At 69.7% G+C, this 24,137-nt stretch carries 25 protein-coding genes; 14 read left to right on the top strand and 11 right to left on the bottom strand.

What is annotated here, in order from left to right:
- Positions 1 to 6: 6 nt before the first annotated feature.
- The 3 genes from AOP72_RS00405 to AOP72_RS00395 all read right to left on the bottom strand — a co-directional run bounded on the left by AOP72_RS00405 (position 7) and on the right by AOP72_RS00395 (position 3,026).
- On the bottom strand, positions 7 to 864 hold the full coding sequence (locus AOP72_RS00405; RefSeq protein ID WP_084631054.1) for an ABC-2 transporter permease: 858 nt from the start codon (positions 862 to 864) through the stop codon (positions 7 to 9).
- A complete protein-coding gene (locus AOP72_RS00400; protein WP_062130847.1) occupies positions 861 to 1,820 on the bottom strand; it encodes an ABC transporter ATP-binding protein in 960 nt (319 codons plus the stop codon). Before AOP72_RS00400 ends, AOP72_RS00405 begins: the two co-directional genes overlap by 4 nt.
- A 153-nt stretch (positions 1,821 to 1,973) precedes the next feature.
- Complete coding sequence (locus tag AOP72_RS00395) at positions 1,974 to 3,026, bottom strand: hypothetical protein (protein ID WP_152650187.1); 1,053 nt, start codon at positions 3,024 to 3,026, stop codon at positions 1,974 to 1,976.
- Between the two features lie 93 nt (positions 3,027 to 3,119).
- On the opposite strand from AOP72_RS00395, the gene AOP72_RS00390 reads away from it, so the two are divergent.
- Entirely contained in the window at positions 3,120 to 4,298 is a 1,179-nt protein-coding gene (locus AOP72_RS00390) for a MalY/PatB family protein (RefSeq protein WP_062130842.1), read from the top strand.
- 34 nt (positions 4,299 to 4,332) lie between these two features.
- On the opposite strand, the gene AOP72_RS00385 is transcribed toward AOP72_RS00390, so the two are convergent.
- Positions 4,333 to 4,968 carry a class I SAM-dependent methyltransferase gene (locus AOP72_RS00385; RefSeq protein ID WP_084631794.1) on the bottom strand — a complete coding sequence of 212 codons (636 nt, stop codon included), beginning with the start codon at positions 4,966 to 4,968 and terminating at the stop codon, positions 4,333 to 4,335.
- 212 nt (positions 4,969 to 5,180) lie between these two features.
- On the opposite strand from AOP72_RS00385, the gene AOP72_RS00380 reads away from it, so the two are divergent.
- A complete protein-coding gene (locus AOP72_RS00380; protein WP_062130836.1) occupies positions 5,181 to 6,095 on the top strand; it encodes a phosphotransferase in 915 nt (304 codons plus the stop codon).
- Between the two features lie 23 nt (positions 6,096 to 6,118).
- Here the strand turns inward: AOP72_RS00380 and AOP72_RS00375 are convergent, their stop codons facing one another.
- A complete protein-coding gene (locus AOP72_RS00375) occupies positions 6,119 to 7,234 on the bottom strand; it encodes a DNA topoisomerase IB (RefSeq protein ID WP_084631792.1) in 1,116 nt (371 codons plus the stop codon).
- A 143-nt stretch (positions 7,235 to 7,377) separates the two neighbouring features.
- Between AOP72_RS00375 and AOP72_RS00370 the strand changes: the two genes are divergently transcribed.
- Entirely contained in the window at positions 7,378 to 7,932 is a 555-nt protein-coding gene (locus AOP72_RS00370) for a GNAT family N-acetyltransferase (protein ID WP_062130833.1), read from the top strand.
- A gap of 18 nt (positions 7,933 to 7,950) precedes the next feature.
- Here the strand turns inward: AOP72_RS00370 and AOP72_RS00365 are convergent, their stop codons facing one another.
- The gene (locus AOP72_RS00365; RefSeq protein WP_062130830.1) at positions 7,951 to 8,391 is read right to left on the bottom strand and encodes a phosphatase domain-containing protein; all 441 of its coding nucleotides are present in this window, start codon (positions 8,389 to 8,391) and stop codon (positions 7,951 to 7,953) included.
- Positions 8,392 to 8,449: 58 nt separating this feature from the next.
- Between AOP72_RS00365 and AOP72_RS00360 the strand changes: the two genes are divergently transcribed.
- The 5 genes from AOP72_RS00360 to AOP72_RS00340 are packed head-to-tail and all read left to right on the top strand — an operon-like array spanning position 8,450 to position 12,128.
- The gene (locus AOP72_RS00360) at positions 8,450 to 9,337 is read left to right on the top strand and encodes a phosphotransferase (RefSeq protein WP_062130827.1); all 888 of its coding nucleotides are present in this window, start codon (positions 8,450 to 8,452) and stop codon (positions 9,335 to 9,337) included.
- A gap of 39 nt (positions 9,338 to 9,376) precedes the next feature.
- Positions 9,377 to 9,826, top strand: a complete 450-nt coding sequence (locus AOP72_RS13330; protein WP_152650185.1) for a DUF6174 domain-containing protein — start codon at positions 9,377 to 9,379, stop codon at positions 9,824 to 9,826.
- 4 nt (positions 9,827 to 9,830) lie between these two features.
- Positions 9,831 to 10,310: a cation:proton antiporter regulatory subunit gene (locus AOP72_RS00350; RefSeq protein ID WP_062130821.1), complete on the top strand. Its 480-nt coding sequence runs from the start codon at positions 9,831 to 9,833 to the stop codon at positions 10,308 to 10,310.
- Positions 10,311 to 10,312: 2 nt separating this feature from the next.
- Positions 10,313 to 11,584, top strand: coding sequence for a cation:proton antiporter (locus AOP72_RS00345; RefSeq protein WP_062130818.1), 1,272 nt, complete (start codon positions 10,313 to 10,315; stop codon positions 11,582 to 11,584).
- Positions 11,585 to 11,633: 49 nt separating this feature from the next.
- Positions 11,634 to 12,128 carry a GNAT family N-acetyltransferase gene (locus tag AOP72_RS00340; RefSeq protein ID WP_062130815.1) on the top strand — a complete coding sequence of 165 codons (495 nt, stop codon included), beginning with the start codon at positions 11,634 to 11,636 and terminating at the stop codon, positions 12,126 to 12,128.
- 268 nt (positions 12,129 to 12,396) lie between these two features.
- Here the strand turns inward: AOP72_RS00340 and metE are convergent, their stop codons facing one another.
- The gene (metE, locus tag AOP72_RS00335; RefSeq protein ID WP_062130812.1) at positions 12,397 to 14,724 is read right to left on the bottom strand and encodes a 5-methyltetrahydropteroyltriglutamate--homocysteine S-methyltransferase; all 2,328 of its coding nucleotides are present in this window, start codon (positions 14,722 to 14,724) and stop codon (positions 12,397 to 12,399) included.
- Between the two features lie 207 nt (positions 14,725 to 14,931).
- Between metE and AOP72_RS00330 the strand changes: the two genes are divergently transcribed.
- Complete coding sequence (locus AOP72_RS00330) at positions 14,932 to 15,366, top strand: OsmC family protein (protein ID WP_062130809.1); 435 nt, start codon at positions 14,932 to 14,934, stop codon at positions 15,364 to 15,366.
- Between the two features lie 24 nt (positions 15,367 to 15,390).
- Here the strand turns inward: AOP72_RS00330 and AOP72_RS00325 are convergent, their stop codons facing one another.
- Positions 15,391 to 16,284: a methylenetetrahydrofolate reductase gene (locus AOP72_RS00325; RefSeq protein WP_062130805.1), complete on the bottom strand. Its 894-nt coding sequence runs from the start codon at positions 16,282 to 16,284 to the stop codon at positions 15,391 to 15,393.
- Positions 16,285 to 16,497: 213 nt separating this feature from the next.
- On the opposite strand from AOP72_RS00325, the gene AOP72_RS00320 reads away from it, so the two are divergent.
- Complete coding sequence (locus AOP72_RS00320) at positions 16,498 to 17,067, top strand: DNA-3-methyladenine glycosylase I (protein WP_062130803.1); 570 nt, start codon at positions 16,498 to 16,500, stop codon at positions 17,065 to 17,067.
- 16 nt (positions 17,068 to 17,083) lie between these two features.
- Here the strand turns inward: AOP72_RS00320 and AOP72_RS00315 are convergent, their stop codons facing one another.
- Genes AOP72_RS00315 through AOP72_RS00305 form a run of 3 tightly spaced genes read right to left on the bottom strand, consistent with a single transcriptional unit; the run spans position 17,084 to position 20,819 of the window.
- The gene (locus tag AOP72_RS00315) at positions 17,084 to 18,145 is read right to left on the bottom strand and encodes an ABC transporter ATP-binding protein (RefSeq protein ID WP_062130800.1); all 1,062 of its coding nucleotides are present in this window, start codon (positions 18,143 to 18,145) and stop codon (positions 17,084 to 17,086) included.
- Complete coding sequence (locus AOP72_RS00310) at positions 18,142 to 19,749, bottom strand: ABC transporter permease (RefSeq protein ID WP_202965628.1); 1,608 nt, start codon at positions 19,747 to 19,749, stop codon at positions 18,142 to 18,144. Before AOP72_RS00310 ends, AOP72_RS00315 begins: the two co-directional genes overlap by 4 nt.
- Before the next feature lie 8 nt (positions 19,750 to 19,757).
- Positions 19,758 to 20,819, bottom strand: a complete 1,062-nt coding sequence (locus tag AOP72_RS00305) for an iron ABC transporter substrate-binding protein (protein WP_062130798.1) — start codon at positions 20,817 to 20,819, stop codon at positions 19,758 to 19,760.
- A 284-nt stretch (positions 20,820 to 21,103) separates the two neighbouring features.
- Here AOP72_RS00305 and AOP72_RS00300 point away from each other — a divergent pair, with 284 nt between their 5' ends.
- Genes AOP72_RS00300 through AOP72_RS00285 form a run of 4 tightly spaced genes read left to right on the top strand, consistent with a single transcriptional unit; the run spans position 21,104 to position 24,130 of the window.
- Positions 21,104 to 22,270, top strand: coding sequence for a type III polyketide synthase (locus AOP72_RS00300; RefSeq protein WP_062130795.1), 1,167 nt, complete (start codon positions 21,104 to 21,106; stop codon positions 22,268 to 22,270).
- Complete coding sequence (locus tag AOP72_RS00295) at positions 22,270 to 22,971, top strand: class I SAM-dependent methyltransferase (protein WP_062130792.1); 702 nt, start codon at positions 22,270 to 22,272, stop codon at positions 22,969 to 22,971. The genes AOP72_RS00300 and AOP72_RS00295 overlap by 1 nt, the downstream gene beginning before the upstream one ends.
- Positions 22,968 to 23,318 (top strand): hypothetical protein, encoded by a 351-nt coding sequence (locus tag AOP72_RS00290; RefSeq protein ID WP_062130788.1) that lies wholly within the window; start codon positions 22,968 to 22,970, stop codon positions 23,316 to 23,318. The genes AOP72_RS00295 and AOP72_RS00290 overlap by 4 nt, the downstream gene beginning before the upstream one ends.
- Positions 23,318 to 24,130: a nitroreductase family protein gene (locus AOP72_RS00285; protein WP_062130785.1), complete on the top strand. Its 813-nt coding sequence runs from the start codon at positions 23,318 to 23,320 to the stop codon at positions 24,128 to 24,130. The genes AOP72_RS00290 and AOP72_RS00285 overlap by 1 nt, the downstream gene beginning before the upstream one ends.
- Positions 24,131 to 24,137: the final 7 nt, after the last annotated feature.

The following is a 24,137-nucleotide window of genomic DNA, read 5'->3' as shown; positions in this document are numbered from 1 at the left end:
GATCAGCTATGCGTCGCGGCGTCGCAGCGACACCATTGCCAACGCGAGCAGTGTCACCGCCCAAGCCACGAGCACCCCGAAACTCACCCACGGGGTCAGGTTCGCGCCGGTGCTGGCCTCGTCGATCATTGCCAGAGTATCGCTGTCGAACAGCACCTTGCTGCCCGCGGTCATCGGCAGGAACGGGCTTACCAGGTCAAACAACTTCAGTGGGACCAACGCGATCACGTTCTCGATCACCAGCAGGAGACCGACCACCAGAGTCAGGCCTGCAGCCGTGTGGCGCAGCAGCGCCCCGATCCCGAGCGCCAGCAACGAGATGGCGACGAGGTACAGCGGCAGCCCCACCAGCATCCGTCCCACGTCCGGGTCCGCGAAGTCGAGCTCGATGCCCAGTGTGCTGTGGAACGGCATGGTGGCGACATAGGAGGCGACCATCGAGACCAGCGTCACCACGGCGATCACACCGCCGAGCACGATGGCCTTGGCCACCAGCACCATCCACCGGCGCGGAACCGTCGCGAGAGTCGTACGGATGGCACCGGTCGAGTACTCGCCACCCATCGCCAGGACGCCGAGAACGGCGACCGCAAGCTGAGCCAGCTGATAGCCGGCGCTCAGGTACTGCGCCACGTTGCCCTGGCCTGGGCCTGCGTCGACGAGCGCGGTCGTCGCACCCCACGCGGCCAACACGCTGACTCCCACGAGCAGCACCACCATGGCTACCAGCGTCCACACAGTGGAGCGCAGTCCTACGAACTTGATCCACTCGGCGACCACGGTGCGCCACAGCGTCACCGGACCTGTCGCCGTGCTCGTCGTCCCCACCGGGGCGGCCTTCTTGGTCAATACTGTCGTGCTCATCGTGATCCACCTTCGTTCTGGGACGCCATGGCGTCGGTCTCGTGCGTGTCCATCGGAGCGGAGCGGAACTCCACGTCCTCGGCGGTGAGCTGCAGGTAGGCGTCCTCGAGCGAACCGGCGATCGCCGTGAGTTCGTGCAGGGCCACCTGCGCATCGGCCGCAGCGTCGCCGACCTGCGCAGCGGAGAGCCCCGTGACCTCGAGGGAGTCGCGGCCGGTGGCGACAACCGTGGCCTGCTGCGAGCGCAGCACGGCCTCGAGTCGCTCCGCGTGAGGGCTCGCGACCCTGACCCGTTCTCCGTGCGCGGCCGCGATCAGGTCGGAGACCGGGGCGTCGGCGAGGACGCGGCCTCGGCCCACCACGATCACGTGATCCGCAGTGAGGGCCATCTCGGCCATCAGGTGCGAGGACAAGAACACGGTCCGGCCCTGGTCCGCGAGTGAACGGGCCAGTCGGCGCACCCACAGCACGCCCTCAGGGTCGAGTCCGTTGACCGGCTCGTCCAGGATCAGGGTCTGGGGATCCCCCAGCAGCGCCGCCGCGATGCCCAGCCGCTGCCCCATTCCTAGGGAGAAGCCGCCCACTCGCTTGTCGGCCACGCTCGCAAGGCCGGCGATGTCGATGACCTCGTCCACGCGGGTACGGCTGATGCCGTGGGTGGCCGCCATCGCCGTGAGATGGCGGCGCGCCGTACGGCCGGGGTGCACCGCCTTGGCGTCCAGCAGCACGCCGATCTCGCGCAGTGGTGCGCCGTGGTCGACGTAGCGGCGGCCGTTGACGGTCACCTCACCCTTGGTGGGCGCATCCAATCCCACCGTCATGCGCATGGTGGTGGACTTGCCCGCTCCGTTGGGCCCCAGGAAGCCGGTGACCCGGCCCGGCTCCACCGTGAACGACATGTCGGCCACCGCAGTCGTGGAGCCGTAACGCTTGGTCAGGCCTTGTGCCTCGATCATGATCTCTCCTCGTGCTCGGTTGCTTTCGAGCGTAGGAAGATCACGCGTGCGCCACGATGGCCCCAGGGTTGATTCTGGAAGCCGCGGGACGTACGACTTTCGGCGTACTGGTCAGCCCGCCGGTGGAGGGTGTGGCCTGGTCAGAAGGCGGCGCTACCGCTCGACTGGAGCCTCGTTGCCATAGGGATCCAGCAGGTACTCCGTGTCGCCGCACAGCGCGACGATGCGGTCGCCCTCGAAGGTCCCGGAGCGCGGCCCGTCCACGGGCCTGCAGTCGTCGCTCGGCACCGCGACCACGACGCCGTCGTCGAACTCCTCGGTGCCGAGGTCCTGCACCACCCACATCTCGTCCGCGAGGCGCTCAGTATCGGGGTCGATGAATACCCCGTGGTAGACGGCACGTTCAGAGGCCGGGTCGAACCACGCCTCGACACCTCGTTCGCGCGAGAGCCCCTGCTGCACCATGCGCCGAACCTGGTCGGAGATGAGGCTCTTCTCCCACTCCGTTCCAGTGCGCCAGAACACTCCGGTCGCGTAGCCGCTCGGATCGAACGAGACCCACAGCTCTCGCTCGTCGCCCATGTCCGCGCGGTACTCGATGTTGACCACGCCGCCGTCGACAAGGTTCGTCGAGCTCACGACGGAGCCCACGAAGTCCTCGGTGCTCTCAAGGGTGAGCAGGTCGTACTCGACCACCTGCTCGAGGTCGGATCTGCCGCCGCGCTCGATCCACGCCACCTGAAGCGCGGGGTCCCAGTGGACCAGGCCCATGTCGAAGTCGGTGCGGAGGTCGGAGATCTTGAACGTGTCCTCAGTGGGGCTCACCAGGTACAGCGCCTGGTAATCCGACAACGATGTGTCGTTGTCGCCCTCGCCCTCACGCACCACCGTGAGCGACCAGTCGTCGTCGACGAGCTCCCACACCCACCCCTCGAGGATCCGCGCGGGCGGCTCGAGCTCGTTCTCTGGACTGGTCATGGGGGGCAGCTCGTACGCGGTGCCCTGAAGCCACTCGGGCCTGCCGTCGTCCACGCCAGCGCCCTCCGCCTCGGGCGACGCCGTCACGTCAGCCGTCGGATCCCCGATGAATCCGTACTCCCCGAGGAGCCAGTACGCCCCGAGCCCTGCGAGCCCCACGACCGCGATCGCGACCACCACTCCCACCGGGAAGCGCCCAGCTTCGTTGCTCCTGCCACCCTTGCTCATGGGCTGATTGTAGGAAGCCCCCGGCACCCCAGGCCGAGGGCGCGCGGCCAGAACTGACTTGCGCGTGCATCGGCCGTTCGCCACAGTGTGGGGATGGCCACTCCCGCCCACACGACTCAGCGCACCAATCCGCTCACCGAACTCACCCTTCCCTCGCTGCGTTCGCGCACCTCGGCGAAGTGGCGGAGGTACAGCTCCGACGTACTGCCGCTGTGGGTCGCGGAGATGGACGTCGCGCCCGCGCCGCCGGTCCGCGAAGCGCTCGAGCGGGCGGTCACGAGCGGTGACCTCGGGTACCCGGCGGGCACGGCCTACACCGAGGCGCTGGCGGGATTCGCGGACGATCGCTGGGGCTGGTCGATCTCCCCCGGGCACATGGCAACGGTCGCGGACGTCATCACCGGCTACGTGGACGTCATCTCGATGCTCACCGAAGCCGGCAGCGACGTCATCGTGAACCCCCCGGTGTACCCGCCGTTCTTCTCCTACCTCAAGGCCGCTGGCCGGAACGTCATCGATGCCCCGCTCGGCGAGGATCTGCGACTCGACTTCTCTGCTCTCGAGGACGCGTTCCGCCGTGCCACCGATGGCGGCCGCCCCGCCGCCTACCTGCTGTGCAGCCCCCACAACCCCACGGGCGTCGCGCACACCCGCACCGAGCTCGAGCAGGTCGCGACGCTCGCCGACCGCTACGGCGTGCGCGTCGTGGCGGACGAGATTCACGCGCCTCTGGTCTACGCCGAGCACGAGTTCGTGCCGTACCTGTCCGTCGCGGGTGCCGAGAACGGCTTCTCCCTGATGGCCGCATCGAAGGCGTGGAACCTCGCCGGGATCCCGGCGGCCATCGTCATCGGCGGCCCCGCCGCGCAGCGCGAACTCGCCTCGTACGCATCGTCCCCCCACCACGGACCCACGCACCTGGGGACCATCGCGCAGACCGCCGCGTACCGGCACGGTGCCGCGTGGCTCGACGATCTGATGGCGGGGCTCGACGCCAACCGCCGGCTGCTGGGGACGCTCATCCATGAGCACCTCGCCGGCGCCGACTACCGGCTGCCAGAGGCCACCTACCTCACGTGGATCGACTGCCGGCCGCTCGAACTCGACGAGGACCCGTCCGCGCACTTCCTCGAGCACGCGCGAGTCGCGCTCAACTCTGGGCCGACGTTCGGCGCGGGCGGCGAGGGCCACGTGAGGCTCAACATCGCGACCCACCCCGACATCATCACGGAGGCCGTGCGCCGCATGGGCGCGTCCACGCACCTCGGCTAGGACGGCCGATGAGCGGAGGGCCGATGCGCGAGCGTCAGTCCTCGAGCGCTCCGTGCTCGGACGCCGGCTTGGTCCATACGAGGGTGTAGCGCCACAGCAGCTTCTGGGAGAAGACGCTGCCGGGCATCAGGCGTGCCGACTCGCGCTTCACGTCCCCATACGTGTGCGGAGGCGGCCACGCGCACGGCGAGTCGTGATGCCAGTAGCCGCGGACCAGCCGCTGGGCCTTGTCCACCACCGAAGCCGCCATCTCGCGCGGGATGTCGCGCCAGGTCGCCTTCGCGAGGCCCACCACGAGGACGGTGCCTCCCGGGGCCGTGAGCTCCTTGAGCCGCTCGAGGCCCTCGCTGATGTCCATGTGGTGCAGCGACGCGATCGCTGACACGACGTCGAACGACTCACGGGGCAGGTCCGCCTCGAAGACGTCTCCCTCGAGGTACGTGACGCGCGTGGTGTCCTGGGCACGGGCACGGCGAATGCTGTCGGCATCCTCGTCGATGCCGGTCACATCAAGGCCGCGAGCCGCGAGGGTGCGGGCGAACAGCCCCTCGCCGCACCCCACGTCCAGAGCGGTGCGTGCCGTCTCTGGAACCTCCTCGACCACCGCGCGCTGGTAGTGGATGTTGAGGTTCCACCGCTTGCCGTCGGCCTTGGGCTCGTCGTCGTCCATGGCGCCCATTGTGGCAGGGGCCATCGGTCTCCCCACCTCGACTCGCGTCGCTCTCGAGGGACATGAGTGCAGGAATCTGCCCCGTTCTGCCACTCATGTCCCGCCAGGGCGCAGCGGAGAGCGGGCCCGCGCACATCGGCCGGTCTCGCGGCGCGCACGTCGAATGACATGGCGACAGGCGAGCACGGGCATACGCTGACGGAGTGACGACGATGCGCATGCCGGTCGCCGAGGTGGTGATCGACGAGGAACTGGTGACGGTGCTGCTCGCTGAGCAGCACCCTGACCTGAGCGATCTCTCGATCGGCGCACGCTCCGAGGGCTGGGACAACGTCACCTATCGGCTCGGTTCGCAGCTCGCCGTGAGGATGCCCCGCCGTGCCTCTGCGGCCGAGATCACCGCGACAGAACTCGACTGGCTCCCGCGCATCGGCCACCACTGGGCGTTCCCTGCCCCGGTGCCGATTCGGGTGGGCGAGCCCGGCGGCGAATACCCGTGGCGCTGGAGCGTCGTGCCGTGGCTCTCCGGCCGACGAGCCTTCGACGCCCCCCTCACGGACGCTGGCGCACGCGACCTGGGAACGGCTCTCGCACAGGTGCACCGGCCCGTGCCGGACGATGCGCCGCTGAACCCCTACCGCTCGGGCAGCCTCGAGGACGTCGCAGAGGTCTTCGATGCGCGCCTGCGGGGCCTGGAGGAGACAGGAGAGCTCGCACTCGAGCACGCCGACGTGCTGCGCTCCATCGTCGAGGCGGCGGCGGACACCGTGGAACCCCCGCGCACCTGGAGCCACCTCGACATCCACGGAGCGAACGTGCTGACCCGCGACGGCAGGCTCGCTGGCCTGCTGGACTGGGGCGATGCGGGTGCAGCCGACCCGGCGACAGACCTCGGCCAGGCCTGCACGCTGGTGGGGTCGGTCCACGTGGAGGCACTGCTGCAGGCGTATGGCACCGCCGACGGGCCGATGCGCGTGGGGGCCGGGAGCCCTGGCCGTCTGCGGGTGGCGGCGCGGGCGGTGGCGTATGCGGTGACGCTGGCCTCCATCGCGGACGAGCCGTATCACTCCGCCGGCCTGCGGTCGCTGCAGGACTGGGTGGAGTCTTCGGCCGTCAGGGCCGCATAGCCGACTCGGCTTCGCGATAGCGTTCAGCCGGTCGCGCGCGCGATCCTTCGAGCGCGTCGGGCACTGCGCTGCCACGTGCGTGCGAGCGCCACCGGTGACGTGGTGAGAAGGTCCACGACCGACTGCTCGAGCGCAGCCTGGATCGCCGCGTCCCGTGCACCAGGCGACAGCTCCTCGCCGTGATCCCCCAGCGCCTCCACCACCGGAGCGATCGAGCTGCCGTCCTCCCACAGGTCGACCACTCGGGGGTCGACATAGGACGCGCGGGCGACGGCGGGGGTGTTGCCCAGCTGAGCGGCCACCTCCCTCATCACTCCCGCCACCGCCTTCCTTCGTTCGGTGGGGCTCATCTCTGCAGCGTCACCGGCACGAGCGAGCGCCTGCGCCGCGATGACGGTCCCGTGCCAGGTGCGGAAGTCCTTGGCCGTCGCATCGGGCTGAACGACCATCTGGATGTAGCCGTTGATGTCATCGCTCGTGATGTCGCGCCACGACACGGGCGTGCCGGCCTCGCGCCATGCCAGAAGCTGGGCGTCGTCGTCGCTGCGGCGCTTGAGAGTGGCGATGGCAGCCTCGGCCTCCGCGTCGCGCACCACCACGTGGCGTCGCTTGCCTGACTTGGCGACGTAGTCGAACTCCACGCCGTCGGACGTGACCCGCGCATGCTCCCGCAGGATCGTCGCGAGACCGTAAGAGCCGTTGTCCGCGGCGTACCCCTCGCCGCCCACGCGGAACAGGCCGCGGTCGAGCAGCCGGAACGCAATCCCCAGGACGTGCGCGCGCGACATGTCGTCTCGGCTCGCGTCCGCATCGGCGACCGCCCGAGCGGCAGGCAGCCCCGCCGCGACCTCGAGCACTCGCTCGTGCTTGGCGCGATCCCGGCGCTCTCGCCAGGCGGGGTGATACAGGTACTGACGGCGCCCCGCCTCGTCTGTGCCGAGCGCCTGCAGGTGACCGTGCGGCCATGGACAGATCCACACGTCGGTCCACGCGGGCGGAATGGCGAGCCCGCGGATGCGCTCCAGCACCTCGGGATCGCCGATGCGGTGGCCGGCCTCGTCGCGATACGTCCAGCCCTTCCCCGCTCGGCGGCGCGTCAGACCCGGCTCGGAGGGGCGAGAGCGGCGCAGGCGCGGCATGAGATGAGAGTAGGCGAAGAGGCGCCACGACCATCGACGGCGCACGCCGCGGCGCAGCCCGGGCCTGATGACTCTCCAGCGCGCGAGTGGTGGCGGCAGTGGACATCGAGCGGAGGGACGGGCCGTCAGGCTAGGGTCGGAAGATGGAGACGTTGAGATCCGAGCGCCTCACGCTGCGGCCGATGACGATGGACGACGCTGAGGACCTCGCCGAGCGCCGCTCCGACACCACCACGGCCCAGTACCAGGCATGGCGCGCGCCCTATCCGGTCGAGCGTGCGCGGGAGCTCATTGCAGACGTCACGTCCAGGCCGGGCCCGATGCCCGGTCATTGGTACCAGTTCGCCGTGGTCCGCACCCGGGACGACAGGGTGCTGGGCGACGTCGCCATCTGGCTGTCCGAGAACGGTCGCACCGCAGAGGTCGGCTTCACTCTCCACCCATGGGCGCGGGGCCACTACTACGCCACCGAGGCGACCGCGCGACTCGTGGACTATGCGGTGTTCGACCTGGGCGTGCACCGCGTCGAAGCCTCGACCCATCCCCACAACATCAGCTCGATCAAAGTGCTCGAGCGGATCGGGTTCATCCCCGAAGGCATCCGACGCGAGCGCTACTGGGTCGAGGACGAGGTGTCGGACGACGCGATGTACGGCATCCTCGCGCGCGAGTGGAAGGCGCGGCGGGACCAGGACTGACGATGGCTGGCGCGGCCGCTAGAAGTCGCCAGGAGCCACCTGGAGGCAGGTGAGGCCCAGCTCGTCGCGCCACATGTCGACCACGTGGTTGCGGTCGTCGAGCACGCACAGCACGTCGAACCGGGGCACGATCTCGCGCTCGAAGATCTCCCGCTTGACCACGCCATCGGAGCGCTCATCCGCGTCGGGCCGGAGGTGGAGTCCCTCGTACGGCACCGGCAGGTGGGCGCTGAGCCACCACTCGGTCTCCGCTCGCGACACCTCCTTGCGGCCGGAGATCACGACGATGGCATGCCCCGCGAGGTGCAGCGCTCTCACCACCTCGAGCACGGGCTTGTTCGGAGCGTCCAGGTGGTACCCCGTGGTCGCGAACGGGTGGCGATCGCCCATGTGCGCCAGGGTGCCGTCGAGGTCGACGAGGACGGCCGAGGGCAGGGCGGAATCGGGCGCTGTCGTCATGCACCCATCTTGACGCAATCGCCCCAGCGCGCAGAACGTGCGTGACTAGGCTGACCCCATGTCCCCCACTGAACCGATCTACATCGCGGATGAAACGGTACGAGCACTCATTGATGAGCAGTTCCCGGAGCTCGCCGGTCGTGAGTTAGGGCGCCGGTACACGCTCGAGGATCAGTTCGCCATGAGGATCGGCGACGACTATGGCGCGATCTTCCCGCGACTTCCGGGCAGAGACGAGCACTACGCGCGCGTCGTCGACCTCATCACCCCGCATGTGGACCGGTGGACCTTCCCCTCCAGCCACCCCATCGCGACGGGTGTCCCTGGCCATGGCTTCCCCTACCACTGGGCCCTGGTGCCGTGGATCTCGGCGTCGACCGCGGGGTTCGTGCCGCTGCATGTCGAGTCCGCGCGCCCGCTGGGCGAGACGCTGCGCCAGGTGCACGCCCCGAGCCCGCCCGGTGCGCCGCTGAACCCTCGGACGGGACTGGGGCTCCCTGACCTCGAGGACCACTTCTCGTCGATGCTCGCCTTCGCCTGCGATCGCGGGGCTCCCGAGAACCGCATCATCGACGCCGCTGCCGCCAGGGCCATCTTCGAGGCCGGCGAGGCCGCCTCGCGGGAGGTCTCGTTCACCTGGACCCACGGACGGCTCGAGCCCCGCGCGATCCTCTCCGATCGGGGATCGTTCGCGGGGATTCTGCTGTGGCACAACTTCGGTGCGGGGGATCCTGCCGCGGATCTGGGCTATGCCGCGAACCTGCTCTCCCGTGACATGCACCCGCACTTCTGGGCGGGCTACGGCGAGATCTCTGAGCCCACCGCCACCCGCGCGCGGGCGTTCCAGGTGTTCGCCGCGCTTCGGCACATTCAGATCGACGACCCCTTCCTGATGCGCATGGCGTGGGAGCGGCTCATTGAACTGGGGCTGGTGCACGAGGCCTGACGCCTTCCCCGGGCGTGTTCCCGCTGACATAGTGGCCTCATGCGAAGGCTCAGTCGCGGTTCCCTGCTCATGGCCGCAGCGGCCGTGGTCGCCGCGACGAGCGCGTGCGCCGCTGGCCCTGCCGAGGACTGGGACGAACCGGCGGACTACACCTACGAGGCGACCATCACCGCCTTCGGCCCGGCCCACGGCGAGTGGCGCGTCACCGTACGCGATCACGAGGTCGTCGAGGTCGAGGGTCTGGACGAGTGGAGCCAGATCGACGAGTTCACCACCATCGAGTCCTTCGACACCCTCGCGGACTACGTGTCGAGATACGACGAGGCTCGTGCGGAGGGGGCCCACAGCGTTGCGCTGACGCAAGCCACGGATGGGACGCCCACCGGCTACTCGGTGGATTGGGACGAGAACACTGTCGACGACGAGTACGACGCCCGCTTCAGGGCCGTCGCTCCCACGGAGAGCACGGCCGGCGCCGTGCCAAACTGAGCGCATGAACATCTACGAGACTCCGCTCCCGGGCATCGGCGTCCGGTATGAGTTCCAGGCCGAAGGCGGCGACCACGTGGGCGTGGTGGTCCGTCGCGACGGAAAACGTGACATCGCGCTGTACGACCGCGAGGACCCCGATTCGTGCAAGGGCACGGTCGAGCTCTCCGAGGGCGACGCTTCCAAGGTCGCCGAGCTGCTGGGCGGCACCAACATCACCGCCCGCCTCGACACGCTCAGCCACATGGTGGAGGGACTGTCCATCGAGTGGGTCACGATGCCCGCCGCAGGCGGGCTGACGGACAAGACCATCGGCGACGGTCGCATCCGCACGGAGACGTCCGCCTCCGTCGTCGCCGTGATCCGCGGCGACGACGGCATTCCCGGGCCCGAACCCGACTTCACCCTGCGCGCAGGGGACACCGTCCTGGTCATGGGCGGCGCCGACGCCGTGCGCAGCGCCACCTCGATCCTGACGGGATAGCGATGCTCGCCATCGCGCTGCCGCTGGAGGTGCTCCCCGAGCCGGAGACCAGCCATGCGGGCGCGGTGCTGATCGAGCTCGGGGTCATTCTGCTGGTGCTGGCCGTGCTCGGACGCGTCGCCGCCCGGCTCGGCATCCCCTCGATCCCGCTGTACCTGCTCGCCGGTCTGGTCATGGGCGACGGCGGCTTCATCCCCGTGAGCGCCGGCGAGGAGTTCCTCGCGGTCGGCGCTGAGATCGGCGTGGTGCTGCTCCTGCTCCTGCTCGGCCTCGAGTACTCGCCCGAGGACCTGCGCAACGGACTCAAGTCGAACTGGGCGGCCGGCCTGCTGGACGGCGTCGCCAACGCGGTGCCCGGCTTCGCGGTGGGCCTGATGCTCGGATGGTCTCCCACGGCCGCTCTGCTGCTCGCCGGTGTCACCTACATCTCCTCGTCCGGCATCATCGCGCGCCTGCTCAATGACTTCGAGCGCGTCGCCAACCGCGAGACGCCCATCGTGCTGAGCCTGCTGGTGATGGAGGACATCGTGATGGCGGTGTTCCTGCCCATCGTCGCGGTCCTGCTGGTAGGAGCCTCGCTGCTGCAGGGCGCCATCGCCGCGGGCGTCGCGCTGGGGATCGTCGCGCTCGCCTTCGTGATCTCCATGCGCTTCTCCCACCACGTGTCACGACTCGTGCACTCGCGCTCTCGCGAGCTGCTGCTGCTGGGCGTCCTCGGCCTGACCTTCCTGGTCGCCGGGCTGGCCGATGCGGTCCAGGTCTCGGCAGCCGTCGGCGCGTTCCTGCTGGGCCTCACGCTGTCGGGACAGGTCGCCGACGATGTGCGCACCCTGCTGCCGCCGCTGCGCGACGTGTTCGGCGGACTGTTCTTCGTGTTCTTCGGCCTGATGATCGATCCGCGCGATCTGATCCCGGTGCTGCTTCCCGCGCTCGCGCTCGCGCTCGTGACGGCGGTGACCAAGATCTACACGGGGATGTGGGCCGCCAAGCGCAACGGCATCGGCCCCAAGGGCCAGTGGCGCACCGGCCTCTCCCTCGTGCCGCGCGGGGAGTTCTCGATCGTGATCGCGGGCCTCGGGGTGGCGGCAGGAGCCGAGTCCCAGCTCGGCCCCTTCACGGCCGCGTACGTGCTGATCCTCGCCGTGGTGGGTTCGCTGCTCATGCGCTTCGCCGACAAGATCCCGCCGCCGGGCACCTGGGGTGGGCGACAGCAGTCGGCGCCGTCCGTCGCGGCCCCGTCACCCGCGCGCGCCCGGCACATCCCGCCCACCTAGCGCCATGCGGGAGAACTCCACCCGCGCACCGTCCGGGCAGAATGGCTCCATGATCCGTGACGCCACGACCGCCGACGCCGCTGCCATCGCCGCGCTCTACAACCCGTACGTACGGGAGACCGTCATCACCTTCGAGTACGACGAGGTGTCCACCGAGGACATGGGGTCACGCATCGCGCGCGTGCAAGAGCTGAACCTGCCGTGGCTGGTGCTCGAGGACGAGGGCTCCGTCATCGGCTTCGCCTACGCCGCCCAGTACCGTCCCCGCGCGGCCTACGTGCACTCGGTCGAGACCACCATCTATCTCGCCCACGGCGCTGGCGGTCGCGGGCTCGGACGCGAGCTCTACGACGCCCTCATCGCGCGGCTGCGCGCGGGCCACGCGCATTCCGCGATCTCGCTGATCGCTCTGCCCAACGACGCCTCGGTCGCCCTGCACCTGGCGACCGGGTGGAGCGAGGTCGGCCAGCTGCGCGACGTGGGCCGCAAGTTCGACCGGTGGATCGACGTCGCCTACTACCAGCTGGACGTCAGCTCCACGTAGCCCCGCGCTCCGGCGGGGATCCGAACAGGGCTTCTCGTCGCCTGAACTGCTGGTGGTCATCGTGATCATCGGAGTGCTCGCTGCGGTCGCCGTTCCGCGCTACCTGGATCACTCCACGAAGGCGAATGACGCCGCGGCACACTCCGATGCGACGAGCCTCGGCACGCTGGTACGAGCCGCCTGCCCGTCAGGATCCCCATCACACGCGCGAAGGCCCGGTCCCCCTCGCGGGGAGCCGGGCCTTCGACGTTGCTCAGGCGAGCGTCGACTACACGCCGCGGACGGCGCGCGTCGCCTCCAGCATGTGCGTCAGCGTCTCGGTGGTCTCCTCGTAGCCGCGCGTCTTGAGACCGCAGTCGGGGTTGACCCACAGCTGCTTGCCGGGGATCGAGTCCTTGGCCAGCTGCAGCAGCTCGGTGACCTCCTGCGTCGACGGCACGCGAGGAGAGTGGATGTCCCACACTCCCGGCCCGATCTGACGCTCGTAGCCGTGGCTGCGGATGGCGGGGAGGACCTCCATGCGCGAGCGAGCCGCCTCGATCGAGGTGACGTCGGCATTCAGGCCGTCGATCGCGTCGATGATCTCGCCGAACTCCGAGTAGCACAGGTGGGTGTGCACCTGGGTGTCGTCCTTCGCTCCCGAGGTCGCCAGACGGAACGAGTTGACCGACCAGTCGAGGTACGCGGACTGCTCCGACTTCTTGAGGGGCAGGAGCTCGCGCAGGGCGGGCTCGTCGACCTGGATGATGCCGATGCCGGCCGCCTCCAGGTCCGCGATCTCCTGGCGCAGCGCCAGGCCCACCTGGTTGGCGGTGTCACCCAGGGGCTGGTCGTCGCGCACGAACGACCAGGCGAGGATCGTCACCGGACCGGTGAGCATGCCCTTGACGGGCTTGTCCGACAGCGACTGCGCGTACTCGGCCCAGCGCACCGTCATGGGCGCCGAGCGGGCCACGTCGCCCCACAGGATCGAGGGGCGTGTGCAGCGCGAGCCGTAGGACTGCACCCAGCCGTTCTTGGTGACGTCGAAGCCCTCGAGCAGCTCCGCGAAGTACTGCACCATGTCATTGCGCTCGGCCTCGCCGTGCACCAGCACGTCCAGCCCCAAGTCCTCCTGGAGGCGCACCACGGAGGCGATCTCATCCTTCATCGCCTGCTCGTAGTCGGCGTCCGTGAGCTCGCCCTTGGCCCACGCGGCGCGAGCCTTGCGGATCTCGGGGGTCTGCGGGAACGAGCCGATGGTCGTAGTGGCGAGCTCCGGCAGGTGGAAGCGGTTGGCCTGAGCGGCCGCGCGCGCCGCGTACGGCCCACGCTCGAACCATCCCGGGTCCACCTCGGCGAGGGCATCGCGCACATCGGCCCGGTTGGTGCCCGGGTGCTCGCCGCGGGCCTTCAGGGCGGCACGCGCCTCCCCGAGGGCGCCGGCGACGGCGTGCTCGCCCTGCTCGCGGGCCGCGGCGAGGGTGACGATCTCCGCCACCTTCTCATCCGCGAACGCGAGCCAGCTCAGCAGCTCCTCGCCCAGGTGCTCCTCGCCCTGCAGGGTGTGCGGGACGTGGAACAGGCTGGTGCTCGACGAGACGGTGACGGTCGCGCCGAGCGCGGCGACCGCATCGGCCTTCCGCAGTGCCTCGTCGAGGTCGGTGCGCCAGATGTTGTGGCCATCGACGACGCCCGCGACGATGGTCGCGCCGGTGAGGTCGACGTCGGCCGGAACCGAGCCGCGCACGAGGTCGATGCCGATGGCGTCGACGCCCGCGTCCTTCAGGACCGGGAGCGCGTCGCCGAGCGAGTGGTACGGCGCCGCGACGAACAGGGCGGGACGCTCGGAGGCGCCGACGAGGGTCTCGTAGACCTTCGTCGCGTTGGCCAGGACGTCGGCACGGTCGGCGTCGATGTCGGAGACCAGGACGGGCTCGTCGATCTGGACCCACTCTGCACCCGCTGCCGTGAAGGCGGCCAGCAGCTCGACGTAGACCGCGAGCAGGTCGTCCAGGCGCTCGATGGGATCGAAGCCCGTCGGGGCGTCGTCGCTCGGCTTGGACAGGTACAGGAAGGTCAGCGGGCCGGTGATGACCGGGCGGGTGACGAAGCCGGCCTCCTTGGCCTCGACGAACTCGTCGACCCAGCGCGTGCTCGCGAGCGTGAACTCGGTCTCGGGGCCGATCTCGGGAACCAGGTAGTGGTAGTTCGAGTCGAACCACTTGGTCATCTCGAGCGGGGCCTTGTCGCCTTCGCCGCGCGCGATGGTCGAGTAGCCGGCCAGGTCGAGCCTGCCGTTCTCGTCCCGCAGCTGCGAGAAGCGCGTGGGGACGGCGCCGAACGTGACGGCGGCGTCGAGCACATGGTCGTAGAACGAGAAGTTCGAGGGGATCGACGAGTCGGCGCGGCCCAGGCCGAGCGCGGCGAGGCGCTCGCGGTTGGCGGCGCGCAGCTCCGTCGCGACGGACTCGAGGTCCGCCTCGGACGAGGCGCCCTTCCAGAACGACTCGAGGGCCCGCTTCAGCTCGCGCATTCGGCCGATGCGCGGGTAACCAAGGATGGTGCCGCCGGGGAAGGCGGGCGCAGGGGCAGATGCATTGGTGATGTCAGACATGGTTCCTCGTGGAGGTTAGGTGCGCGGCGGGCTCGCCATTGCGCTTGGTCGACGCGTGCGTTCAGCGCCGATGCGTTCGTGCGAGAGTCTAGCCGCTGCGAGCGCGCCTGGCTATGCGGCATTGAGACGCGATGTCCGCATGGTGAGACAGTGCGTCACGAGCGGAGGGAGTCAGACGAGCCTCGCCGGGGTGCGAGGATGGCTCCCATGGAAGAAATCACCGACAAGCAGGTCACTCTCACGCGCGAGGCCGAGGGCGTCTACCTGGCCCGCAACGCCGAGGGGGCCGAGTACCGGTTCGGCTACAACGTCGACGGAGCGCTCAGCTCGATCGAGCTGCTGATGGTCGCGATCGCCGGCTGCTCCGCCACCGATCTGGACATGATGACGTCGCGGCGCGCCGAGCCCACCAAGTTCGACGTCACCGTGGACGCGCAGAAGGTCGCCGGCTCGTCGCCCGCGTTCCTGCGCAACATCGAGGTGCTGTTCGACGTCGCCTTCCCCGAGGGCGAGGACGGCGACAAGGCCCGCGCGCGCATCGGCGCCGCGCTGAAGGCCGCCGAGGAGAAGACGTGCACGGTGTCCCGCACCGTCAGTGCCGGCTCGCCCGTGACCCTGACGACCGCCGACGGGACCGCCTGAGCCGTCCCCGCATCGGCCGTGTCGCTAGTGGCCGATGCTGCGCAGCGGCAGCTGCGAGACGAGTTCCAGCGCGGCCTCGTGCTTGTTGAAGGTGATGACGTGGATGCCCGGGGCGCCCGCGTCGAGGAGATCGCTCGACAGTCGTGCGGCATGCGCCACTCCGGTGCTGCGAGCCGCGACGTCATCCTCGGCCGCCTCGAGATCCGCGACGAGCGCATCCGGTGTCGGCACGCCCGTGAGCTGTGCGGCCCGATTCGCGCGGGTCACCGACACCAGCGGCATCACCTCGGGGATGATCGGCAGACCGATGCCGTCTGCGGCGGCGTCTGACACCAGCGCGCGGTAGTGGCCCACGTCGTAGAACACCTGCGTGATCGCGAAGTCCGCGCCGGCGTCCTGCTTGGCACGCAGCACGTCCAGGCCCTGCTGACGCCACTGCGGGATCGCGTGCTGGGCAGGGAACGCCGTGACCCCGATGCTGAGGTCGTCGACGCCGTGCGCCCCCGCCACCTCCCGCAGAAGGGTGACGAGCTCGCTCGCGTAGAGCAGGCCGTCCGGGTGAGGGCGCCAATCGGCCTGGCCCTGAGGGGGATCGCCGCGAAGTGCGAGAAAGTCGCGCACACCTTCGGCGAGGTAGGCCTCGATCACCGCGGTGAGATCCGCGCGCGACTGGTCCACGCACGTGAGGTGGGCGAGCGGCGGGATCGTGTGCGCCTCGGCCAGCCGCTGGACCACCGAGCGAGACGTGCCCTGCGTGGAGCCGGAGGCACCGTACGTGATGGACATGAAGTCGGGGTCCGTGGCCGCGAGGGTGGTCAGGGTCGCCTCGAGCGTCGCCTCTGCCGTCGGGGTGCGCGGAGGGAACAGCTCGTAGCTGAGCGTCGGCGCGCGGTGGCGGAGGAGATCACGGATGGTCATGGCGCTGGCCACGATAGTGCGGCGGAGTGGCACGGCGCCACCGCGTGCGTGCGGGCGGGTGATGGGCCGGTGTGGCGGGGATGCGCTGTGACCCTGCGGCGTGGTCTCGGGTGGGGGCACACTCTGTCCCCACCGCCCGGCGTGACGGGCCCGGTCCACTGGCCCTCCAGGACGGTCGGGGCGCATCGGCCGCCGCTGCTCCACACTGGACCAATGATCACGGAGACGAATGACCTCATCCGCTGCTTTGGGAACGGAGACCCGTTGTACGAGCGCTATCACGACGAGGAGTGGGGCCACGAGATCCATGGCGATGCCGAACTGTTCGAGCGCATGGTGCTCGAGGGCTTCCAGTCGGGGCTGTCGTGGCTGACGATTCTGCGCAAGCGGGAAGCGTTCCGCGAGGCTTTCGCGGGCTTCGTGCCGGCCGCGGTCTCGCAGTTCGGCGACGACGACGTGGCCCGGCTCATGCAGGACGCCGGGATCGTGCGCAACCGACGCAAGATCGAGTCCGCGATCACCAACGCGAGCGCGGTGGTGGCGCTGGGGGAGGCGGGGCGCTCTCTCGATGAGGTGGTGTGGTCGCACCAGCCGCCTGCGCGCGCTGAGGCGCCGAAGACCTGGGAGGACGTTCCCGCCTCCACTCCCGAGTCCGCGGCGCTCGCGAAGGAGCTGAAGTCGTTGGGCTTCGTCTTCGTGGGCCCCACCACGATGTACGCGCTGATGCAGGCATGCGGGCTCGTCGACGATCACGTGGCGGGGTGCGTGGCCGCGTCGAGGTGACGAACGGGGCTGCTCGCTATCGCGCGAAGGCCAACCCGACCGACCGCACGCCCACCACCACCTCGCTGTCAGGCTGCCACCGCTGGTCGCCGAGCACGCGCGCCTGCACCGGCTCCTCGCATGCGGGAAGATCCATCGTGACCACGGCGTCGTGCCCGAAGTAGGCGACGTCGCGGATCAAGGCGCGCACGCCCTCCCCCGCGCGCCCCGGGCCCGCACCGGCCGCGCGCAGCGACAGCTGCTCCGGCCTGAGCACCAGATCCACCGTGTCCCCCGCCTGCGCCATGTGGCCGTCAGCCAATGTGGCGTGCACCGCCCCCAAGGGACCGACCACGGCGCCGTCCTCCCAGATGCCCGGCAGCACCAATGCGCCTCCGACGAACTGGGCAAGCCATCGGGACACGGGCTTCGCATAGATCTCGGCGGGAGTGCCGGCCTGCACGAGCCGCCCCTCGTCCACCACGACCACCTGGTCCGCCATGGACAGCGCCTCGTCCTGATCGTGCGTCACCAGCACCGCGGTGGTCTGCGCGCGCCTCAGCACCTGCCGGACCTGCCCACGGACCTCGGCACGCAGCGCCGCGTCGAGCGCCGAGAACGGCTCGTCGAGCAGCACCACATCCGGCTCCGTCGCCAATGCTCGCGCCAGGGCCACCCGGTGGCGTTGCCCACCGGACAACTCCCCTGGCATGCGGGTGGCGTAGTCGGCCATGCCGACCATCTCCAGCAGGTCGAGCACCTCCTGCGCACGCCGTCGTGCACGAGGCAGCCCGAATCCCACGTTCGCGAGCACGTCGAGGTGGGGGAAGAGCGCGGCATCCTGGGGCACGAGCCCAATGCGCCGTCGCTCCGGCGCCACGTACACGCGGGGCCCGGACAGCACCGTGCCGTCGACGACCACCGCACCCTCGATCGGCCGATTCAGACCCGCGATGACGCGCAGCAGGGTGGACTTGCCCGAACCCGACGGGCCGAGCACGGCCGTGAGACTGCCGTGCGGCACGATGAAGGACACCCCTCGCAGCACAGGCACGGAGTCGTAGCCCGCGACGATCTTGCGCACCTGCAGCTCACTCACAGCGTCTCCTCAGGCCGACGTCTGCCGCCGGCGACTTCTCGCGTCAACAGCAAGGCTGGCACGGCGGCGACCAGGATCAGCACCAAGGCGTACGGCGCGGCTGCGGCGTAGGCCGTGCCCGACGTCAGTCGCCAGAGGGACGTCGCCAGCGTCTCGGTGCCCGTGGGGCGCAGCAGCAGGGTCGCCGGCAGTTCCTTCATGGCGGTCAGGGCGACCAGCAGCACGCCGGCCCCGATGCCGGGCCATGCGATGCGGGCCGTCACCCGGGCCCACACCCGCGCGGGCGACAAGCCCATCGTGCGGGCTGCGTCCTCCAGCCCAGGCTCCACCTGACCGATGCTCGAGCGCACCGCCCCCACCGTCTTGGGCAGGAACAGCACGCCGTATGCGAAGGCCAGCATCCAGATCGACTGATAGAGCATCGGCGCCACGTTGAGCGAGAAGAACACGAGAGACAGCCCGACGACGATCCCCGGCAAGGCGAGGCCCAGGTAGCTGGCCGACTCGGTGACGGTCGCCAGCCGTGAACGGAAGCGGGCCGCGAGAATGCCGATGGGCAAGGCGAGCGCCAGCGCCACGACCGCTCCCGCCCCCGCCAGCCCCACGGTGGACACGGCGTCCGCCAGGAGGTCACCGGGCCTGACGGCCGTGGACGTCTCAGTCCTCAGCACCAGGTACTTGGCGAGTGCACCGAGCGGCACCCCGAGCGACAGCGCCGCCACGACGGCAAGGCCGCCGTGTGCGACCCACGCCCATCGGCCCAGCGCCACGGGGACCGGGGCGGTGCGCGCCGCCACCGTGGATCCCACTCGCGCCCGGGCACCGCGCAGGCGCCTCTCAGCCACCACGAGCACGATCCCCATCGCGGCGAGCACCAGGGACATCACGGCCGCGAGGGTGCGGTCGAAGAGCGATTCGTAGGCGACCTGGATGGCCCAGGTGAAGGCCGGGTAGCGCATGAGTGCGACGGACCCGAAGTCGCTCAGCACGTACAGCGCGACGAGCAGGACGCCGGCCAGTGCGGCGGGACGAATCTGCGGCCACGTGGCCTCGAAGAAGGCCCGCCAACGGGTACGGCCCAAGGTGCGGGCCACGTCCTCGCTGGCCGCATTGGCGAGCCGCAGTGCGGCGATGGTGGGCAGCGTCACGAGGGGCACATTGCACAGCGTGAGGACGATGAACGCCCCCCAGAATCCGCGCACCTCAGTGGTGGCGATCCATCCGAAGGCGGCGACGTAGGACGGCACGGCGAGCGACAGAGAGGACACCACGAGCCAGATGCGGCGGCCGGGCAGGTCCGTGCGCACCAGCAGCCAGGCGATGGCCACCCCCAGCACCAGGCATGCCGCCGAGACGGCGAGCACCAGGCCCACGGTGTTGACCATGAGAGTGGCGATCCGCGGGCTCCACAGCGCCTCCACGACCTCGGTGCGCTCGGCCTGGGCGACCCTGACGACCAGGTAGATCAGCGGGATTGCCGCCAACGCTGCGGCCATCGCCGCCGAGGCGCGCAGCGCCAGGCGTCCGCCGGGCAGGCGCAGATGACGACGGGGGGCCAGAGTCGCCTCTGAACCCCCCGTCGCCACGTGCCGTGCAAGGCGCATGCCTCTCCCTACAGGAGGCCGACCTTCACGAGCAGGTCGGTGGTCTCGCCCAAAGAGTCGAGGTCGGACAGGTCCAGCTCCGGGTTGGTGAGCGAATCGAGTGCGGGCAGACCCTCGGGCGCTGCCACGCCATCGATCAGGGGGTACTCGAAGGTGGTGTCCACAAAGTACTGCTGAGCGGACTCTGAGACCAAGTACTCGATGAACCGCAGCGCGTCGGCATCGTCCTGTGCACCACTGAGCAGCCCTGCCCCGGTGACGTTCACGATGCCACCGGCGTCCCCCGCCTCGGGGAACGCCAGCTGGGCGCGCATGTTCTCGGCGCCGACCTCGGCTGCCATCCGGTACCAGTAGTAGTGGTTGATCAGGCCCAGCTGGATCTCGCCGGCGTTGGCGGCCTCCAGGATGGGCGTGTTCTTCGCGTAGATCTGCACGTCGTTGGCTTCCATGCCCTCGAGCCAGGCCTGAGCCACGTCCTCGCCCTCGAGGACGCGCAGAGCGGTGACGAAGGACTGGAACGACGCGTTGGTGGGGGCGATGCCCACCTGGGAGGCCCACTGCTCGTCGGTGAGGGCGGCCACCGTGGTGGGGACGTCGTCGGCGCTCAGCTGCTCGCTGTCGTAGACCATGACGCGCGCGCGACCGGTGACGCCGACCCACGAGCCGTCCGTCGACGTGAAGCCGGCCGGCACCGTCTCGGTGATGCTCTCGGGCAGCGTGGCGAACATGTCGGCCTTGGCGACGGCACCCAACGCACCTGCGTCCTGGGCCAAGAACACGCCGGCGGGACTTGCATCGCCCTCCTCGAGCAGCAGCGCCGCCAGTTCGGTGCTGCCCGCGTAGCGCACATCCACGCTGATCCCGGTCTCGGACTCGAACTGCTCGATCAGCGGATCGATCAGCTCCTGGTCACGACCCGCGTAGAGCGTGAAGGCATCGTCGGCCACCGCAGACGAGTCGGGCGAGGCGCCCGGGGTCGGGGCGGTGTCGTCGTCGGCGGTGGAGCACGCGCTGAGCGCGAGTGCCGCAAGGGCGGCCGTCGCGATGGCGGCGGGGCGCAGGGCAATCATGGGTGGCCTCTCGAAGGGGGTGTCGCACGGAAGTGAGGCAACCCTAATATGGATTTCGCAACACGCCAATTGCGTAACTTGCTGGCGGGTGTGGCGACCGACGGCCCGCAGCACGCTCAGGCCCGCACGCCACCCGCGCACTGCGCATCGGCGCAGGTGAGTGTTGACTGTTCACGGTGGGGCAGGCGATTCTGAACCACACGGCCACGGAGCCCTTCTCCCACGCCGAACCCATCTCCGTCGCACACGGCTGAGTGAGCAGCACGAGATCAGAGGATCAGCGCATGATCACCACAGGCGTCCAGGCAGGTGCCGTCAACGTGCGATCGATCGCCACGGCCGTCCCGCCGACCGTCCTCGAGCAGGAGAGAGTGCGCGACCTGTTCCTCGGCCAGGCCGATCTGTCAGGTCTGTCACGCCGCCTGGTCAGCTCCGTCTTCGACGCCTCGGCGATCGAGCGCCGCCACACCGTCGTGGACGAATTCGGGGGCGCGACCTCGAGCGCTGCCGCGTTCTACGACGCACCGAGCCAGACGATCCTCACCCCGTCCACCGGGATCCGCAATGCGGCGTACGCACGCGAGGTGCCGCCGCTGCTGACGGAAGCCGCAGCACGCGCGATCGACCAGGCGCCGGGTCTCGAGCGGTCCGACATCACCCACGTCATCACCGTGTCCTGCACCGGGTTCTTCGCGCCCGGGCCCGACTACGTCCTGGTGCGGGACCTCGGCCTCGCCCCCTCCACCCGGCGCCTGCACATCGGCTTCATGGGGTGCTACGGCGCATTCCCGGCGCTGCGCGCCGCCGTCTCGACGTGCCTGGCCGAGCCCAGCGCCACAGTGCTCATCGTGTGCGTCGAGTTGTGCACGCTGCACGTCCGCTCATCGAACGACCCGGACACGATCGTCGCGTCGTCGGTCTTCGCCGACGGCGCTGCGGCGGCGGTGGTCTCCGCACGGCCCGCGCCCGCCGGCTCGGCGGTGCTCACCATCGACGCCCAGGAGACGATGCTGACCGATGGCGGCGAGACCGACATGGCCTGGACGATCGGGGACCTCGGGTTCGAGATGGTCCTGTCCCGCTACGTGCCGCGCATCATCGAGGATCAGATCGTCGGCGCGCTCCTGCCCCTCCTGGGCAGTGATCGCGCGTCCGCCGCCACCGCGTGGTCGCAGATCGACCGGTGGGCGGTGCACCCCGGCGGGCGCGCAATCCTGGACCGCGTGCAACGCGCGCTCGGACTCACCGAGGAGCAGATGGCGCCCTCGCGAGCGGTGCTGCGCGACTACGGCAACATGTCGAGCGCCACGGTCCTGTTCATCGTGAAGCAGCATCTCGACGACGACGGACAGGAGACGGCGCGCCCTCCGGCACCCGAGCGCATCGCCGCGATGGCGTTCGGGCCCGGCCTGACCGTCGAGTCCGCACTGTTCACGCGGCGGGTGACGTGATGAAGTCCGGAGGGATGGCGCATCGGGACACCGAGTCACGAGAGTTCATGGACGAGCCGGATTGCGACCCTCACCGCCTCGAGCGCACCTACCGGCATTTCACCACTGTCAATCGGCTGGTCTCGGGCTGGCGGCGGATCTACCGGTCAAGGATCCGGCCGCACCTGACCGCCCACACCCCGACCACGGTGCTGGACATCGGCTTCGGCGGCGGGGACATCCCCCGCGCGCTCGCACGCTGGGCTGCCGCGGATGGGCTCGCGCTGCGCATCACAGCGATCGACCCGGACCCGCGCGCGATCCTGCACGTCCGCGGGCTGCCCACCGCGGATGTTCACTTCGAGCAGGCGTCGAGCGCACACCTGGTCGCCCGGGGCGACGAGTTCGACATGGTGATCTCGAACCACGTCCTCCACCACCTCGACGCGCGGGAGGTCGGCCCATTGCTGGACGACAGTCTCGCCCTGTCGCGTCACCTGGTGATCCACAACGACCTGTCGCGTGGACGCCTCGGCTATCACCTGTACGCGGCGGCGACGGTGCCACTCGCGCGACGGTCGTTCGTGCACCAGGACGGACTGCTGTCGATCCGCCGCAGCTACCGGCCGCCCGAGCTGCGCGCGCAGGTGCCGCCGCAGTGGCGGGTCGAGCCGATGTTCCCCCAGCGGCTGCTGCTCACCCATGACAGAGTCGGACGATGAGCCAGCCTCCGGACGGACGGGCGACCCGGACCCTGGTCACCATGGCGGCCGCCAGCTACGCGACGAATGCCGCCTTCGGCCTGGGAGTGGCGACCGGCGTGATCGACAACCGGCGCATTCACTGGGTCCACCACGGGCTGTTCATCGCCACCGGCACCCTGACCGTGATCGCACTCGCCGCGAGCGCCGTTGAGCGCAGGCGCGCCGGTCTGCCGCTGCTGCTCGCGGTCGGCCCGCTCTCGGCACTGCCGTATGCCGGCGGACGGATCGGCCGCCACGCGACCGTGGCCGGCATGGCGGCGCCGTCGTTCGTGACGGCGCTGATTCTCGCCTGGAGGAGGCACTGATGGACTTTCTCGACGTGGTGCGTCGACGCAAGACGACCAATGGGGCGTTCCTGCCCGACCCGGTCTCCGAAGAGCATCAACGGCTCCTGATGGAGGTCGCAGGACGAGCGCCGTCGCAGCTGAACAGCCAGCCGTGGCGGTTCGTGATCGTGGAGGAGCGCTCGACGATCGAGCGCATCGCGCGCATCAGCGGGGAGAGCATGACCGAGGCGATGTCGAATGGCACGTTCTTCGAGCGCTACAAGCCCTACTTCCGCTTCAGCAAGGCGGAGATGGAGCGCCGGCGTGACGGGATGCTCTTCGACCGGCTCCCCGCTCCGCTGCGCCCCTTCACCAACCAGGTGTTCACGTCCCGCGGGCAGAAGCTGATGAACACCATGCGCGTGCCGCACACCCTCGGAGAGGAGAACCGCAAGCTCGTCTCGGGCTCTCCGCTGCTCCTGGGGGTGATGCTCGACAGGTCCGAGTACCGGCCCGGCGAACTGTCCTCGTTCTACTCGGTGTTCAGCATGGGAGCCGCGATGGAGAACGTCTGGCTCACGACCGTCGAGCTCGGCATGGGAATCCAGTTCATCTCGTTCCCCATGGAGGTCCCTGGGCGGTGGGACGAGATCGTGGCACTGCTCGAGGTTCCGGACGATCTCGAGCTCATGGCCGTCTACCGACTGGGCTACGTGCCCGACGAGCAGCGCCGACCCCCGATCGACTGGACCAGCAGCCAGCGAAAGCTGCCCTCGCAGTACGTCTTCCGGGGCACCTGCACCACGCCCCAAGAAGGATGGGACGAGCCCGAGAGGGCCGATGAGGCCTGACGAGCGC

Source organism: Demequina aestuarii (assembly GCF_000975095.1).
Lineage (GTDB): Bacteria > Actinomycetota > Actinomycetes > Actinomycetales > Demequinaceae > Demequina > Demequina aestuarii.
This window is presented reverse-complemented; position numbering and strand designations above follow the sequence as displayed.